Genomic DNA, 13,949 nt, shown 5'->3' with positions numbered 1-13,949 from the left:
TTGCTTCTCCTATAAGATATCATATTATTTGTTGACTGTCAACCTTTATTTTTGCATGTTAATATTATAGCATAGATTACAAATTTGTCAAGCAAGCCGGATGATTTGCTCATACAGAATAATGTCTTTTTCATTAACTGCCTTATCTACATGCATATGACCGCAGAAATGTTTCTTATACTCTACCTTAGATCGAATATCTTCCAAGTATCTTGTAAGTACATCTTGTTCATACAATCCATGCCCTAACAGTGCAATCACACTTGCAGATGGTGAATGTGTGATAATGTAATCCACTTTATTGCCAACACGTTCAAGATTTTTGATACCATTATCCATTTCCTTTTGTGTCGGAAGCTCCTGTTCCCACCATGAAATCCCTTTGATTCGATACATCTTCCCGGCTTTATACCATTTTTTAGCTGTCTCACGCCAGTTTTCATCTTCTGCCGGATCAATAATACCATCTCTGATATCATGGCTGCTTGCCCCACCAAATGCGAAAAATTTCAATCCTTCAATATCAAAGACTTCTCCACGCATTAAATGTAATACATGTGGGCGAATTTCATGGACTTTACCACCATGCCACTTTTTCACTGGGTACTGATATAGTCTGTCAAAATTTTCATGGTTTCCGCACACGAACACGGTTGTAAACGGCTTATCTTCTAGCCATTTCAGCCAGTACCTCTCAGATGCAGATTCTCCATTTTCTTCCCAGACCATACCAAAATCTCCGCAAATAATCACGATATCATCTCTTGTCATTCCCTTCTGTTCATAAAAGGAATGCACACCCAAGCGTTCTGGGCTACCGTGAATATCTCCTGTAATATAAATCATCGTTGTTTCCCTCCAAAAATTTTAAGCATTTCGTATGCCGTATTATGCACATAGTGATTTCCAAGCATCATACCTATAATTTCTTTTGCTTCTTCAAGAGATTCGATTTCATCAATGGCTCTCGGATCACGTTTCATAACCATCTTATACAGCGAATAAATGTTTGTACTGTAATTTGTATTCCGCACCAGCTCATAATTTTCATCGAACTTCTTGTTGTTCATCTTATATATGATACACTCTCCCGGATTGATTAGCTCCCTTACTCTTTTCGCAAATTCAATCCAATCCTTACAGCCTTCAAAATCCGAATTGGAAATTACCTTAAAATCTTCTTTAAGTAATATGTTGTAAAGAAGTTCCCTACCGTATCTTGATTTTACAACATAAAATTTATCCCCATATGGTTTGATAACCAAAACAGAAGCCATTCTTGCTATTAAATCTGTTGGCATTGCATGTACAAGTTTATCCCTATATGATTCTCTCATTTGAAAATCACATACACAATCAATGCAATTATTTACTATCTTCATAATACTCCTATCTATAATCTGCAAAAACAATCAGACCGTAATCAATAGAGTCTAATACTTTTTCAGATATAACCCCAATTTTTACCAGTCGTTTTATTTCCTCGATTACTTGCTGTTGATGTTCTTCGACTTCTTCCGGCTTTATCATAGTGGTATTAAAACCGTATTCATCTCCTGCTGCTAGAATATATCCAATATATAAATACGTTGGATCATCGAACAACTGAATTTTTTCTCTTGACTGATTACATGTATAGTTCTCCCACGCCTCAGACCATTGCCATCCTTTATATTTATCTGTTTTAAATGCAGATAAATCCATTCCGGCAATCACATAGTAACTCTGCACTGAACTCATTTTCTTCCAATTACCTGAAATGGAATTAACTAATTGCAACTCCTTTTCAGATATTTCCTCCAACTGATTAAGTTCTGATATACAACGTTCTTTGATAAAAACATAACTTCCAATATACATAACGATTACGCCAGTTTCTTTTCCAAAATCTGATTTACCATTTTCCCGTCAGCTTTACCCTTGACCATCGGCATAAGCGTCTTCATGATTTTACCCTTTTCTTTTTTGGTCGGATTCTCGATACCTAAATCACTCAGCACACCAGCGATTGTAGCCTCAATCTCTTCTTCTGTCATCATCTTCGGTGCGAACTGACTCAACACTTCAATACGATATTTACACTCCTGGATGATATCTGTTCTGTCTGCCGGTGCAAGATTCAGAGTTTCTTTCGTCTGTTTAATTTCCTTCTGGACTACTGCATCTTCTTCAGATTCAGATAAAATTCCCATTTTGTCAATTTCCGCATTCTTCAATGCTGCCAACAAAAGAGAAAGTGTTTCTTTTTTAGACTTATCTTTTTCTTTCATGGCTTTTACCATTTCGTTTCTTACTAATTCCTGTTTATTCACATTAACCTCCGATAATATTTATTTATTGTTTTTCATATAGCCAAGTACGGCAACAATAGTAGAAATAACCGTACAAATTGTTACAATATAATTATCCATTCCACGGACTCTCCTCTCTTTTTTGCGACAAAAAGAACACTTAATTCTTGCCAAATATTCCCAACCATTATATAATCAGAGAGTCCGTTACATACACAATTTTACTTCTCAACACGGAAGAATGGGTGGGCGAGGTGTGCGATACCTCACGGGCTAGAACAAGTGTTCTGTATAGTAATATACAGAACATTTGTTTTCTTGTCAATATTCTTATTTAATTTATTTCATCATTGCTCCACAATTCGGGCAAAATCTTGATTTCACTTTCTGTTTTGCATAATATTTCTTGTACACCTTCTTATTACATACAGAACAATATACACCTTCATTTGAGCATTCATCTAATAATTCCCAATGCCCTACAGGTCTTTCTTCAACAATAACTGGATTGCACTGGCTTGTCATCATACTTGCAATAGCCATTCCGTGAATCATAGCTTGTTTACATATGCTACTTTCTGGAAGATTCGCAAACATGGTTGCTCCAAAAAATTTATCAACTTCTTCTGAGCCAATACATTCCAATACTCTTTGTTGATATTCTGTAGTATCTGTCATTACTTTTTCCATGATTACTCCTTTATTGTTTTTTCGCAAATTTCATGCAACATATTTCCAAGACATGTATCGCATATTACAACCCGGCTTTTGAGCCTATGAGTTTCACAGTTTCTAAGATCCATTTCATTCAAATGCTTCACTTCATCACTACCACACCACAAACACTGGTGATCTTCTTCCACTGTTTCAAATCTATATTCACACTCAATGCCAGGATATTTTTCGTGATCGACCTCACTCATAAACATATCCATTGGTCGTGCAAATACATCTCCGCAATGAACATCACAGCCGATTACTTTACCGTTATACAGTGATTCATAAATCACAAATGTTTCGCCAGTTTCCGTATGTTTTGCAAAATTCAAAACTCTGTACAGATATAAATTTTCATCAAACTCCAACTGCTCTGCTGTAATAATCTCTCTTTTAAAATGCTTTACGATATCGCCTATATGAATTCTCATTTCTGCCTCCATCACTTAGGTATTACAATCTTGTGTTTTCCAGCAGAATTTCTATATACCTTAAATCCGGCACTCTTAATCTGCTCGACACCTTTGTTATACTCAATAATCTGCTGCGTACATCCTCTTGAATAAATCGCCCACATTTCATCTAAGTTTTTCTCAAACTCTAGTTTTCTGAGTGCAATATCCAACATACTATCATCTTTATACTGAGATGTATTTTTATATGCATTGAGATAATCTCCGAACATCTCTTCAAATGCTGACATACATACACCTACCTTTCTAAATTCACGCTAACCGTTCCATCCCAAGCACAACCGCAAACGCCGAACTTATATCCTTTATACTGGAAATGTCCCCACCAATCACACTGCCAGCCGTTAAAATCATTGGCTTCGCATCCCGTTGCTTCACAAAATATATCAGACGGAATATTTTTGATTCTTATTTGGTTGATTTTCCCTTCGATTAGTCTATCAAGCTCTTTCTCTAAAACTTTCTTGAATTCCTTGTGCCGGTATAAATAATCTATTTTCATTTTAATCTCCTATTAAGCGTTCTGAAATGCTGTCGTTTTCCCATTTGGAATATTGCTTAATCCACATGTATGATTACCCTTGAAATTACCGCTTTTTCTATGTACGTTTATAATATCGTCCATGTCATAAGCATCTTTCTGGTTCTCCTCAACGTATTTCTTCGCCAGTTTCTTTGACGAATATCCCATTGAACTACATGTCTGTATGAACTCTTCACTATTCATTTTTATCACTTCCTTGCATTTATTATGGTTTGTTTATTGGAATTTTTAAGATTTCTTCATCTATAAGCATATTGAGAACTTCCAGAAGTTTTTCCTGAGTCTGCAAATCTCTTTCATTCTCAATTTCCTTATAATTGTAGAAATCGCAAAATTCGTATTTTCCCATACCGCCCCAACAATTTACATGAATATGAACTCTCCTGTGATAATATGGTTCATCATAAATTCCTATCCATATCTCATTGTCGTTACAAAACTTTCTGTCTGCATCTGTTCCAATGCTCCGGCTGATACACCATGCATTGATTACATTGTTTCGCCAAAACAGAGGTTCACAGATTTTTGATTCATCGCCAACTTCAAGTTTTCTGGCGGTTTTTAATGTTAAATTATACTTATTTAGCACTTTTGCTTCTCGCATTGCTCTTTTACCCTTCTCTTGCCATAATTAAACCCGGCAACATCATCTGGATCAACAACTTTGCAGAAATCTTTGACAATTTCATCAAAACTGTCATATTCTCCATCTAACATAGAACTGGTAAACTTACCATTTTCTTCTTCGATATACTCATAGTCATATTCTCCACCAGTGCCAATGATAACTTCACTGTAAATAGATTTCCACGCATTCCAAAAATCTGTTATAGCTGCAAGCAATTCGCTTCTCTTTTGAGTTTTCTGCTTTTCGATTATTCCGTCAACGAAATCCTGAAAATGCCCCGTCTTTTTCACATTTATAAATTCTTTCTCTTTGGCTGGCTCTCCAAATCTTTCGACCACATAATCAACGTCTTCACGGTTGTAATATCTGTACATATCATCAACACTTGTAATCATTGCTGTAGTCATCATTTCCGGCAAATCTTTACCTTCTATATGTACGATATCGCCAGACTGCAGAACGCTTATAATCTCCGCAACCTGAGTATATGGCACGATTGTATTCGGATCAATTTCAACCTTTTTAAGTCCTTCATTTATAGCACCACCACAGAAACCACCAGGACGATAGCTGTCATAAAACATATAATACGTCCAGTTACTTTCTGGTTCATACCACGGTTTATGAATTGCGACATACCCACAAACAAGATCTCTTGACCTCTTTTCTCTTGCCATATAGGTGTAATCTCTTTGCTTATTTTCTTTGTCGTAATTATACCCGACCATTTTCTTACCTCTAATCTTCAAATAATAATTTGCACGCTTCCTTGTTATTCTCAATAATATCAAGGATTATAGGATTCACATACAATCCCGGCAAATAGAACATCTTGTAATACTTTTCAAGAAAACCACAAGATATGCCATAATCGTGACATTCAATGTAGCACTGTATATCTTGCCATGCTTTTTCTTGATTGATGCATTTATCGCAATCCTTTTCTTCCTGATTACAATATTCTCCCAGTAATGGGCATTTTTCTTCAAGTCTCGTATATCTGTTACTCATTGCCAATCATACATGCAAAGCAACTACAGTCTAAGCATTCTCCACATCCTGTTTCACTGCATCCCTTTGCAGTTTCGCATAAATTCTTCGGAATCTTTCTCACGAAATAATCATTTTTCCGTAAAAGTGAAATTGCATCTTCTACTGCATTTTCAGTATATCCATTTTCATGAGCTTCAACTACGTTCTTCAAAAGCGATACTCTTGTAAGTAATCCTACGCCACCAGGAACAGGAGTAACATATGTATCTGGGCGAAGTTTTTCAACTGACTCCCTATTTACATCTCCACACAATTTCCCGGCATCATCTCTGTTGATTCCAACATCAATGACAATCTCACAATCCGAACCAATATCTGCCCAATCAAGGAACTTTGCTTTTCCTATAGCTGATACAATCACATCTGCATCATTATTTGTTATCTGCGTTTCATATCCATAATCTGTATGACTATTGCAACATGTAACCGTTGCACCACGATCAATAAGCATGTTTACAAGTGGTTTTCCCACAATTTCACTTCTGCCAAGAACAACAACATTTTTACCGCATACGTCATAGCCATTGAAATAAAGCCAATCAATGATTCCTTTTGGCGTGCAGCAATCAAATTTACTGTCCTGACGAAAACCATCAACATCTTTCTCTTTTGGAATGGCATTTTTCACATGCTCAACATTGATATGTTTTGGTAATGGCAACTGAACGATAATACCGTCTGCTACACATGTGGTCAATTCAATGTGATAAAGTAACTCATGTTCTTCAATGGCTTTATCAAGTTTGCTTACAATGCATCTAATCCCAACTTCTTCACAATCTTTAATCTTGCCTTTCACGTAAGAATTAGAAGCCTGATTGTCACCGACTTGAATAATCGCCAAAACTGGCTTTTTCTCCATTCCCTTAATCTTCGTTTTCAGTTTATTCTTTACAAACTGAGCGTAATCTTTACATGTAACCATTGTTTCTCCTTTATTTATGTCTGTTTATATTATAACAAATTCACATCATTATAATACTGTTCCATTTCCTCTTCTGCCAAACCACAATACCTTAATGTAATCTGCGGACTTGAATGATTGAACATTTCTTGTAAATGGCATAAAAACAAAGCATCATCTTTATGAGCTTTTAACTGCCAATAACCAAAAGTCTTTCTCATTGAATGAGTACCAACATTATACTTGATACCTACGGCTTTTGCAGCATTTTTCAGAATAAGACCAGCCGGACGAACTTCTATATGTCCATCTCCTTTTCGACTACTGAAAACATATTCGTTTTTTGCCGGTTTTTTCTTTAAACCGTTATAATATTCAATAATGGCAGTTTTACATGATTCATTAAGATAAAATGTACGGAACTTCTCAGTCTTATCTTCTTTGACTGTAATTCCATTCGCAATACTACCATCTTCATCGAAAATCTGACTCCATTTCAATTCCAACAAATCACTTGCTCTAAGCCCTACATTGATTCCAATAACGAACATTAAAGCATTGCGATACTGTTTTTTCTCTACGAAATGGTTATACATCAGTTCCAGATCCTCCTGAGTACGGAACGGATATACTTCCTGTTTTTCGCCAACTTTATAATTTTTCTTGTAGTTACCCTTCTTTTCTGGTTTTTCAACTACTTCTAAAGTCTTCTCTACTGTCGGAAAATTGATGATTCTTGCAGATGTTCCATCAATAATATATCCTTCCATAATGCTGCTCCTTTCTGCTATTATGGCTTACTCTTCGTCTTCAAGACCTTTCTTTAATGTGTCAATCCATTTCTTTTTGTTCTGATAAGAGGTGTCAGACATTGAAATAAATTCAATGAATTTTGTGATTACATTAACCGTATTTGACACTGCAAGCATATAAATTTTTCTTTCATTTTTTCCTTCCAGTGTAATATACTCTTCTTCCTGGCAATCTGAATAATCAAATCCAAAAAAGCTACCACTTGCTACTGTATGATGCCCCATGAATACGATCTGCCATGCTTCCCGGCGTTTATCGTCTATCTTCATCTGGAACTCAAACATTTCTGATTCTGCATTACTGTGATGGTATGCATCGTTTGGATCAAACTTTGAATTGAGCTTGTCCACAATTCTGTTAATCATATCAAAGTCTGGGTTAATTGTTTCCTGTCTGTTAATTGAATACATTTTTCACTCTCCTATTCTCTTGTTAATTTTGATGTAAAATCAATTTCTTCTAAAACTTTGATAAGTTCTTTTACAGTATATCCATCATACTGCGGAAATTCCACACCAAAAATAAAGACACCCTTTACTGCTTCGCTCATCTGTGGAGCAAAAGGATTATTTGAATTTCCTAATTTTCTAAATTCAGAAATAGATGTTACACCACAATGCATTTTCTCACCATTTCTGTCATATACAAATGACAATCCTTTTTCTTTGCTTTTCTTTGACATGTTGAATTCCTTTCTTATCTCTTCTTTACAATATATATACTATCATACTTTTATGCCTTTTGCAAGCATTTTCTTTATTATTGTTTGTTTAAAGTTGTGTGATTTTTTTATTTGGGACGATTTTTACATCGCCCCGTTTAGATAGAAAGGTTTTTAGTAATAGCCGTAACAACAATAACCAGCTATTACAGTGGAGATGGGGGGAGTCGAACCCCCGTCTTAAACACGTACTAATTATATAATCTTTTACGCAATACCATTCATTCGGGCATTTTGTTTGAAAACGGTTGCCCCAGTGAATCAGGTAACTACTCCGTTTTTGGGTTTGTAAAGGTTTCTTACAACGTCCACCACTCTGTTGTTTTTTGAAGAGTCAACTTACAGAGAAAACATTCTCCTTTTGGATATTAGCTCTTAATACAGCCTGTTACCAATATCCCAATCTCACAGACTGATATAGCTTACGCTACCATTCTTAATTCTTCAGCGTTTATTTTAAGTTTGACTATTAGGTAGTCGCTCCTGCGAATTATATCCGTTCCATGCCCAATCGAATCCAATTTCATCCCCTTATGCTTTTCTGATGTCCAGCTCATTGATTTTCTCTTTGAAAAGATCCTCATATTTCCCCGTTACTTTTCCGATTCTCTTTAAGAACCATTCACGGATTTCCTGGTTGCTCAGTTTGGTTTTTGAAAGCACAGAAATCCAAAAAGTATTTACGCTATGTTTATAATCAATGGAAATGTCAAAATGTCTAAGTTTCCCACCAACCAGCTCGAAAGAACCATGTTCTGTCAAATACTCTATAACAAGTGCCGGTTTTAACTCTCCATTTTCATCTGCTGCAACACAACTACCATATCCCACTGGAATTTCAAGACCTTTTTCGATGCTCCACTCTTTGTTGGCAACGTGAAAATAATACTCTGTATAATCACTATATTTCTCAAACAAAGACTCCGGCGATTCATTTGTATACCCTCTAAAAACAGGTTCTTGATCCATATCCCACACATGGTATATATTTGCATAGTATTTTTCGCTATGCTTTTCTTCCTCTGGTCGGTTAAGTTCAATTAACTTTTCCCATTTACTACGATATTTCCACTGAACCTCATTCCCAAAACGTCTGATATCAATATCTTCCATATCTGGTAGTGAGTCATTTTCATCAATCAAATTGAGACATTCAGAAATTTCCTCATCGGAAAGACCACACTTTTTCAAATATACAGCATTGTCTTCTCTGCAAAGCTGATATTCTGTCATATTGCTGCGCCGTTCTTCTTCGACTTTCTTCTCTTCTTTCCTTCGGTTAAATTCATCCACCGAAACTTTCCAAGAATGAAAAATATTATCTTTTCGCTCAACAATATATAATGGAGAATCTGGATGCTTTTTATGGTAATGTTCAACGGTTGACCGTAATACTAAATACCCTCTGTTAATCCACTCTCTAATACCAGCATCATCTCCAATTCTGATATTAAGGTTCGGATCAATATCTTCTTTTTTCTCCGTAACCGTATATAAATCAACATAGTATTTTCCATAACCAGCGTATGTATTGATTTTGCCAATCAATATATTCATAAAATTGTCCAGCTTATCAACAACAAATACTATCTCGTCTTTTACAAAGTCTCTTTCCCCACTCCTGAATGCTCTCATAATTTATCTGCACTTTCTTTTGAATTTCCGGGAACTAAGCAAAGATTCCTCTCAGTTCTGCTCCCGGAATGAATTTTGGTAACACATTTGACTCGATTTTAATTCGTTCAAGTGTGTTTGGATCTGTGCCCATTCGTGATTTCGTTGTCTTTTTCTTAAAAGTACCAAAACCAACGAATTTTACGCCATCATAATACTTGTAGGCATACTTGATACCTTCAAGTACCAGGTCAACGGCACTTTCAACCTCTTTTTTAGATTTTCCAGTAGTACCACTGACCACATTTATAAATTCTTTCTTATTTAACATTCATGCTCCTGTTCCTGTGTTAGCGAACAGATGTAGCAATCCACCTCAGAATCCATAAAATATTTTTCTATGATTTTGCTTACTATTGACCAATCACCACCGGCTAAATCGCAACCAATTTTGTACGGAAATCCGACACTCTTTTTATATTTGGCTGCGGTTTTTGCCACCGTAGCAATTGCCTTTTCAAGTGCCACATAATCTGTCTGGCAGAATCCTCTACCATAGCCATCTTGACCAAACAGATTTGCAACAACTTTTCCGTCATTACAATTTACGAATAATGTTCTTCCAAGTAAAATATTTTCATATTCATCACAAAACTCTTTGTACTTTTTGAATACTTCTGGATAAGCTCTTTTAATCTGAAATGCAATTCCTGCACCCATCACACCTTTACAGTTTGTCTGATGACAAATTATATCTACTTTATCCTGTTTTAATAAATCTCCAACTATATTGTAAATCATAATGTTTTGTCCTTTATTTTTGCTTGTTATGCATATGCAACAGTAATACCAGCTTCTTCAAGTCTTTCTTTCAGTCCAAAGTTCAATGTGCTAACTGCTGCAATCCCGATCTTTGCATCGAATACATTTGTAATCTTCTTAACCATTGTGGCAGCTTCTACATTATCCTCTGCCGGAACTTCATATCTCTTACCACCATTTACAATGGATAAGTAGAACTTCTTTTCGCCTGTTTCATCGTCTTTTCCCAGACCATAAGAAAGTCTGATATCGTCTGACGTAAATTTAATAACCTGGTTTCCAACCTTGATATCAATACCATTTGCTGCAACAACTTCTACCTTTTCCAGTTTGTTGTATTTCGCAACCAGATATCTCACATATCCATCTGTAAGTGTAAGGGTGCTTGTTACATCAATGGCTTCGTCCAGCTTTCCATTTTCATTGAAATACTGCTGGCAACTCATGATCTTCTCTGCATTCGGATTTGTACATTTGAAAGAACTCGGAATCATAATACTTTCAGTCTTTACAATAAAATGCGGTAAAGCTGCTCTCTTTGCTGTCTCTTCTTTCTTTTTCAGCTTATTCATTGCAGCCTGTACAGTCTTATTCAAAACCTTGATACTCTCGACAGAATCAAAAGATACTACAACCGGCGTATTGATAACATCTTTATTTTTTACACTTGATCCAACTTCCTGCTGTGGAATATTAGAAAATGTAATAAGTACATTTGGCGTGCCCTTTACATCTGCCATACCGATAGCAACATCGCCGTTGCCACAATCAATAACGGTATTTGAGCTTAATACTTTTGTTTCTGTCTGGATTAACTGTTTAATCATCTTTCTTCTCCTTTACACTTCTATAACTTTATTATGGCTTATTTGAGATATGAAACCATCATGCAACTTCTTTTCCGCATCTCTCCTGGCTTTAACCGCATCATCAAGTTCATCAAAATAACCCAAGCTATACGTTTTCCCTTTAAAAGAGATTCTTGCATACCATTGTCCCATTCCTGAATGAAAAGAAACGCCGGTAACACCAGAAGTGTTATTTTTCTGCATACGCTTGTTTTTAATCCGATTCAAGTTTGTGCCTGACATTTCATATCACCTCGTTTCTGATTATAGTATATCATGTTTTCTTAATTTGTCAACCATTTATTATAGTTTAATTATAAAATTCTTTGTATTCTGTAGAACCAGCACTATTATCGAACCGATCATACACTATCATCTTTAATGCTTCCTTTGTTACATCTGATGCAACAATTTTTTCAAAGTCATCTGATTCCAGTCCATCATTATCATACAGCTCTTCAAGAACTATATCTTGTATGGATCTACGTTCTTCAAATACTTTATTTAGTGTTACAAGAATTGTATATGCACGTTCTTCTTTTGTTCCACCATGATATTCTGCTATTTTTAATAGATACTGAGCATCTACAAAACCCCAGTCCATAGAATATTTGTCTTGAAATTTCTTCACGCTCTCAGAATCCGACTCAAATGATGAATCGTTATCTTTTGGGATTGATTTTTCAATGACAAGTGGCTCTGGATCTGATTTTGTAACACTCTTTTCTATTTGGCTGGACTTTTTCGCTGCCACTACTGAAATAATAGCAAGTAACACCAAAGCAACCAAAATAACAATTATGTGGGCAATCGTGCGTTTCTTCTCATAGTCACACTCTTTTCCTTTCTTATGTATTGTCATAACGCCCTCCTACTCATGTATAAACATCATAAGCACAAGAGCTAATCTGATACATACGTTTTCTTCTTTTAAGATACGTGCTGCTTCTTTTTTATCTACAAGCAATACTTCAATTTCTTCTGACGCTTCTTTATATTTATCGGAAATTTCGCCAGTTACCTTGCCTACTACAAGTGTGCAAGTTTCGTCAGTCATTCCGGCACTTGAATAACCACCCTTATTTCCAATCGGCAAATCTGTGATTTCAAGTGTCAACCCTGTTTCCTCATGCATTTCTCTTATTGCTGCATCACAAACACTTTCTCCATCGTCAACAAGTCCAGCAGGAAGTTCATAGATATAACCACCGATTGCATATCTGTACTGTCTGATAAGTGCCAGTTTTCCTTCTTCTGTTGTTGCACGAATTGCAACAGCATCAACTTGTTTACTTGGATTGATCGCTTTTAGTTCATCAACTTCTTTGGCTCTTGAAGCAACCATATATTCAATATCTTTTTCATCTTTCGTTTTTGCGTGAAGTTTGAACAGATTTATAAACTTCTGACAAGTTATTTTCTCTGCGTATATTATTTTTCCCATTATCTTCTCCTTTAATATGCTTTCCGACTTGTGAACACATTGTTTTACTTTCTTTTGCTATGCAATCCCCATATTTAAGCTCTATCTCTGCCTGTACCTTATGAATAAGTGATAACATATCATTTTTTCTTTCTCTCCAATTAGGACAACTTAACAAACCTTCTAATCTGCGAAGTTTAGCATGAAATTTTACATTTTCTTCCGATCTAATTTCATCCTCTATAGATTCGCAATATTTTACAGTGTCTATGTACTTGTCATAATCATCTGTGTTCTCATTAAATTTTCCAAAAAGTTCTTTTGCGTGGTTTTTACTCATATGCTATTCTCCTGTATACTCAAAATGTGCCATAGGTTTCATTTTAAAATCATTCAACATATGCAATGTGTCAATCGAACGTTTCTTTGGCATGTCTTCAATTTCGCCAGTTCTGATATACTTATCCAGTACATCATATGAAAATCCCAGTTTTTCTTCGTCTGTCTTTCCACATAAACCGTCAGTTGGAACTTTTACAACCAGACGTTCCGGCAGTCCAAGTTCTTTACCAATCGCTTTTACTTCTGTTTTTGTCAGTGATTCCAGTGGCGAAAAGTCCCCTGCTGCATCTCCATATTTTGTACTGTAACCAACATAGTTCTCAGACAAATTACATGTATTTGCAACACGCCCGTCAATCGACTGAGAAATTGCATACAGCATTACCATTCTCACTCTAGCCGGAATATTTATTTCTGTCTGATTAGAAACTTTAATCCCACTTTTAATGTACATAAGAGTCAACATATCCTCTACAGTATTACCAATATCAATAACACAATGTTCAATTCCCAGATGTTCACATAACTCATAAGAATAATCAATGTCATCCTGGCTGTTCTGTGGCATCAACACACCGTATACTCTTTCTTTCCCTAATGCTTCCACACATAATGCAGCTACTACAGAAGAGTCAACACCTCCACTGATTCCAATTACAGCTTTGCACTGATTCCCATTTTCTTTGAACCATTCTCTGATCCACTCTACGCACTTATCTTTTACTTCTTTTGCATTAAAACTCATTTCAGATACCG

Annotated in this window: 25 protein-coding genes and 1 other RNA gene; all 26 read right to left on the bottom strand. The window is 35.8% G+C overall.

What is annotated here, in order from left to right; genetic code table 11:
• Positions 1-87 precede the first annotated feature (87 nt).
• A complete protein-coding gene (locus tag PGU50_RS05300) occupies positions 88-846 on the bottom strand; it encodes a metallophosphoesterase family protein (RefSeq protein ID WP_270246325.1) in 759 nt (252 codons plus the stop codon).
• Positions 843-1,382, bottom strand: coding sequence for a hypothetical protein (locus PGU50_RS05295; RefSeq protein WP_270246324.1), 540 nt, complete (start codon positions 1,380-1,382; stop codon positions 843-845). The genes PGU50_RS05300 and PGU50_RS05295 overlap by 4 nt, the downstream gene beginning before the upstream one ends.
• A gap of 7 nt (positions 1,383-1,389) precedes the next feature.
• A complete protein-coding gene (locus tag PGU50_RS05290; RefSeq protein WP_270246323.1) occupies positions 1,390-1,860 on the bottom strand; it encodes a hypothetical protein in 471 nt (156 codons plus the stop codon).
• Between the two features lie 5 nt (positions 1,861-1,865).
• The gene (locus tag PGU50_RS05285; protein WP_270246322.1) at positions 1,866-2,312 is read right to left on the bottom strand and encodes a GatB/YqeY domain-containing protein; all 447 of its coding nucleotides are present in this window, start codon (positions 2,310-2,312) and stop codon (positions 1,866-1,868) included.
• Between the two features lie 318 nt (positions 2,313-2,630).
• Positions 2,631-2,981, bottom strand: a complete 351-nt coding sequence (locus tag PGU50_RS05280; protein ID WP_270246321.1) for a hypothetical protein — start codon at positions 2,979-2,981, stop codon at positions 2,631-2,633.
• 2 nt (positions 2,982-2,983) lie between these two features.
• Positions 2,984-3,439: a DUF1653 domain-containing protein gene (locus PGU50_RS05275; RefSeq protein ID WP_270246320.1), complete on the bottom strand. Its 456-nt coding sequence runs from the start codon at positions 3,437-3,439 to the stop codon at positions 2,984-2,986.
• 11 nt (positions 3,440-3,450) lie between these two features.
• Positions 3,451-3,711: a hypothetical protein gene (locus PGU50_RS05270; RefSeq protein ID WP_270246319.1), complete on the bottom strand. Its 261-nt coding sequence runs from the start codon at positions 3,709-3,711 to the stop codon at positions 3,451-3,453.
• An 8-nt stretch (positions 3,712-3,719) separates the two neighbouring features.
• Positions 3,720-3,983: a hypothetical protein gene (locus PGU50_RS05265; RefSeq protein ID WP_270246318.1), complete on the bottom strand. Its 264-nt coding sequence runs from the start codon at positions 3,981-3,983 to the stop codon at positions 3,720-3,722.
• A gap of 12 nt (positions 3,984-3,995) precedes the next feature.
• Entirely contained in the window at positions 3,996-4,208 is a 213-nt protein-coding gene (locus PGU50_RS05260) for a hypothetical protein (protein ID WP_270246317.1), read from the bottom strand.
• Between the two features lie 22 nt (positions 4,209-4,230).
• Entirely contained in the window at positions 4,231-4,629 is a 399-nt protein-coding gene (locus PGU50_RS05255) for a hypothetical protein (RefSeq protein WP_270246315.1), read from the bottom strand.
• Positions 4,608-5,381, bottom strand: a complete 774-nt coding sequence (locus tag PGU50_RS05250) for a hypothetical protein (RefSeq protein ID WP_270246314.1) — start codon at positions 5,379-5,381, stop codon at positions 4,608-4,610. The genes PGU50_RS05255 and PGU50_RS05250 overlap by 22 nt, the downstream gene beginning before the upstream one ends.
• Positions 5,382-5,391: 10 nt before the next feature.
• Positions 5,392-5,664, bottom strand: a complete 273-nt coding sequence (locus PGU50_RS05245; RefSeq protein ID WP_270246313.1) for a hypothetical protein — start codon at positions 5,662-5,664, stop codon at positions 5,392-5,394.
• Positions 5,657-6,631 (bottom strand): bifunctional 5,10-methylenetetrahydrofolate dehydrogenase/5,10-methenyltetrahydrofolate cyclohydrolase, encoded by a 975-nt coding sequence (locus PGU50_RS05240; protein WP_270246312.1) that lies wholly within the window; start codon positions 6,629-6,631, stop codon positions 5,657-5,659. Before PGU50_RS05240 ends, PGU50_RS05245 begins: the two co-directional genes overlap by 8 nt.
• Before the next feature lie 29 nt (positions 6,632-6,660).
• Positions 6,661-7,380 carry a tyrosine-type recombinase/integrase gene (locus PGU50_RS05235; RefSeq protein ID WP_270246311.1) on the bottom strand — a complete coding sequence of 240 codons (720 nt, stop codon included), beginning with the start codon at positions 7,378-7,380 and terminating at the stop codon, positions 6,661-6,663.
• Positions 7,381-7,407: 27 nt separating this feature from the next.
• Positions 7,408-7,833, bottom strand: coding sequence for a hypothetical protein (locus tag PGU50_RS05230; RefSeq protein WP_270246309.1), 426 nt, complete (start codon positions 7,831-7,833; stop codon positions 7,408-7,410).
• Between the two features lie 11 nt (positions 7,834-7,844).
• Positions 7,845-8,105, bottom strand: coding sequence for a hypothetical protein (locus PGU50_RS05225; RefSeq protein WP_270246308.1), 261 nt, complete (start codon positions 8,103-8,105; stop codon positions 7,845-7,847).
• A 188-nt stretch (positions 8,106-8,293) separates the two neighbouring features.
• Positions 8,294-8,675, bottom strand: a transfer-messenger RNA (tmRNA) gene (gene ssrA / locus PGU50_RS05220).
• Positions 8,676-9,779 carry a hypothetical protein gene (locus tag PGU50_RS05215; RefSeq protein ID WP_270246307.1) on the bottom strand — a complete coding sequence of 368 codons (1,104 nt, stop codon included), beginning with the start codon at positions 9,777-9,779 and terminating at the stop codon, positions 8,676-8,678.
• 34 nt (positions 9,780-9,813) lie between these two features.
• Positions 9,814-10,089, bottom strand: a complete 276-nt coding sequence (locus tag PGU50_RS05210) for an HU family DNA-binding protein (RefSeq protein WP_270246306.1) — start codon at positions 10,087-10,089, stop codon at positions 9,814-9,816.
• The gene (locus PGU50_RS05205; protein ID WP_270246305.1) at positions 10,083-10,559 is read right to left on the bottom strand and encodes a macro domain-containing protein; all 477 of its coding nucleotides are present in this window, start codon (positions 10,557-10,559) and stop codon (positions 10,083-10,085) included. Before PGU50_RS05205 ends, PGU50_RS05210 begins: the two co-directional genes overlap by 7 nt.
• Before the next feature lie 26 nt (positions 10,560-10,585).
• Positions 10,586-11,407 carry a hypothetical protein gene (locus tag PGU50_RS05200; protein WP_270246304.1) on the bottom strand — a complete coding sequence of 274 codons (822 nt, stop codon included), beginning with the start codon at positions 11,405-11,407 and terminating at the stop codon, positions 10,586-10,588.
• 12 nt (positions 11,408-11,419) lie between these two features.
• Positions 11,420-11,671 (bottom strand): AP2 domain-containing protein, encoded by a 252-nt coding sequence (locus PGU50_RS05195; RefSeq protein WP_118174629.1) that lies wholly within the window; start codon positions 11,669-11,671, stop codon positions 11,420-11,422.
• 67 nt (positions 11,672-11,738) lie between these two features.
• Complete coding sequence (locus PGU50_RS05190; RefSeq protein WP_270246303.1) at positions 11,739-12,290, bottom strand: hypothetical protein; 552 nt, start codon at positions 12,288-12,290, stop codon at positions 11,739-11,741.
• 9 nt (positions 12,291-12,299) lie between these two features.
• Complete coding sequence (locus PGU50_RS05185; RefSeq protein ID WP_270246302.1) at positions 12,300-12,872, bottom strand: NUDIX hydrolase; 573 nt, start codon at positions 12,870-12,872, stop codon at positions 12,300-12,302.
• Positions 12,790-13,191 carry a hypothetical protein gene (locus PGU50_RS05180; RefSeq protein ID WP_118174623.1) on the bottom strand — a complete coding sequence of 134 codons (402 nt, stop codon included), beginning with the start codon at positions 13,189-13,191 and terminating at the stop codon, positions 12,790-12,792. Before PGU50_RS05180 ends, PGU50_RS05185 begins: the two co-directional genes overlap by 83 nt.
• Before the next feature lie 3 nt (positions 13,192-13,194).
• Positions 13,195-13,938, bottom strand: a complete 744-nt coding sequence (gene nadE / locus PGU50_RS05175; RefSeq protein ID WP_270246300.1) for an NAD(+) synthase — start codon at positions 13,936-13,938, stop codon at positions 13,195-13,197.
• Positions 13,939-13,949 lie beyond the last annotated feature (11 nt).

The sequence above is a fragment of the Coprococcus sp. AM11-30B genome, assembly GCF_027674365.1.
GTDB lineage: Bacteria > Bacillota > Clostridia > Lachnospirales > Lachnospiraceae > Allocoprococcus > Allocoprococcus comes.
This window is presented reverse-complemented; position numbering and strand designations above follow the sequence as displayed.

Coding starts and splice junctions, on each gene's coding strand:
- PGU50_RS05290 (WP_270246323.1), bottom strand. CDS start 1,860: ATGTATATTGGAAGTTATGTTTTTATCAAAGAACGTTGTATATCAGAA.
- PGU50_RS05205 (WP_270246305.1), bottom strand. CDS start 10,559: ATGATTTACAATATAGTTGGAGATTTATTAAAACAGGATAAAGTAGAT.
- PGU50_RS05180 (WP_118174623.1), bottom strand. CDS start 13,191: ATGAGTAAAAACCACGCAAAAGAACTTTTTGGAAAATTTAATGAGAAC.
- PGU50_RS05215 (WP_270246307.1), bottom strand. CDS start 9,779: ATGAGAGCATTCAGGAGTGGGGAAAGAGACTTTGTAAAAGACGAGATA.
- PGU50_RS05195 (WP_118174629.1), bottom strand. CDS start 11,671: ATGTCAGGCACAAACTTGAATCGGATTAAAAACAAGCGTATGCAGAAA.
- PGU50_RS05300 (WP_270246325.1), bottom strand. CDS start 846: ATGATTTATATTACAGGAGATATTCACGGTAGCCCAGAACGCTTGGGT.
- PGU50_RS05235 (WP_270246311.1), bottom strand. CDS start 7,380: ATGGAAGGATATATTATTGATGGAACATCTGCAAGAATCATCAATTTT.
- PGU50_RS05275 (WP_270246320.1), bottom strand. CDS start 3,439: ATGAGAATTCATATAGGCGATATCGTAAAGCATTTTAAAAGAGAGATT.
- PGU50_RS05230 (WP_270246309.1), bottom strand. CDS start 7,833: ATGTATTCAATTAACAGACAGGAAACAATTAACCCAGACTTTGATATG.
- PGU50_RS05190 (WP_270246303.1), bottom strand. CDS start 12,290: ATGACAATACATAAGAAAGGAAAAGAGTGTGACTATGAGAAGAAACGC.
- PGU50_RS05250 (WP_270246314.1), bottom strand. CDS start 5,381: ATGGTCGGGTATAATTACGACAAAGAAAATAAGCAAAGAGATTACACC.
- nadE (WP_270246300.1), bottom strand. CDS start 13,938: ATGAGTTTTAATGCAAAAGAAGTAAAAGATAAGTGCGTAGAGTGGATC.
- PGU50_RS05185 (WP_270246302.1), bottom strand. CDS start 12,872: ATGGGAAAAATAATATACGCAGAGAAAATAACTTGTCAGAAGTTTATA.
- PGU50_RS05260 (WP_270246317.1), bottom strand. CDS start 4,208: ATGAATAGTGAAGAGTTCATACAGACATGTAGTTCAATGGGATATTCG.
- PGU50_RS05200 (WP_270246304.1), bottom strand. CDS start 11,407: ATGATTAAACAGTTAATCCAGACAGAAACAAAAGTATTAAGCTCAAAT.
- PGU50_RS05255 (WP_270246315.1), bottom strand. CDS start 4,629: ATGCGAGAAGCAAAAGTGCTAAATAAGTATAATTTAACATTAAAAACC.
- PGU50_RS05225 (WP_270246308.1), bottom strand. CDS start 8,105: ATGTCAAAGAAAAGCAAAGAAAAAGGATTGTCATTTGTATATGACAGA.
- PGU50_RS05295 (WP_270246324.1), bottom strand. CDS start 1,382: ATGAAGATAGTAAATAATTGCATTGATTGTGTATGTGATTTTCAAATG.
- PGU50_RS05210 (WP_270246306.1), bottom strand. CDS start 10,089: ATGTTAAATAAGAAAGAATTTATAAATGTGGTCAGTGGTACTACTGGA.
- PGU50_RS05245 (WP_270246313.1), bottom strand. CDS start 5,664: ATGAGTAACAGATATACGAGACTTGAAGAAAAATGCCCATTACTGGGA.
- PGU50_RS05240 (WP_270246312.1), bottom strand. CDS start 6,631: ATGGTTACATGTAAAGATTACGCTCAGTTTGTAAAGAATAAACTGAAA.
- PGU50_RS05265 (WP_270246318.1), bottom strand. CDS start 3,983: ATGAAAATAGATTATTTATACCGGCACAAGGAATTCAAGAAAGTTTTA.
- PGU50_RS05270 (WP_270246319.1), bottom strand. CDS start 3,711: ATGTCAGCATTTGAAGAGATGTTCGGAGATTATCTCAATGCATATAAA.
- PGU50_RS05280 (WP_270246321.1), bottom strand. CDS start 2,981: ATGGAAAAAGTAATGACAGATACTACAGAATATCAACAAAGAGTATTG.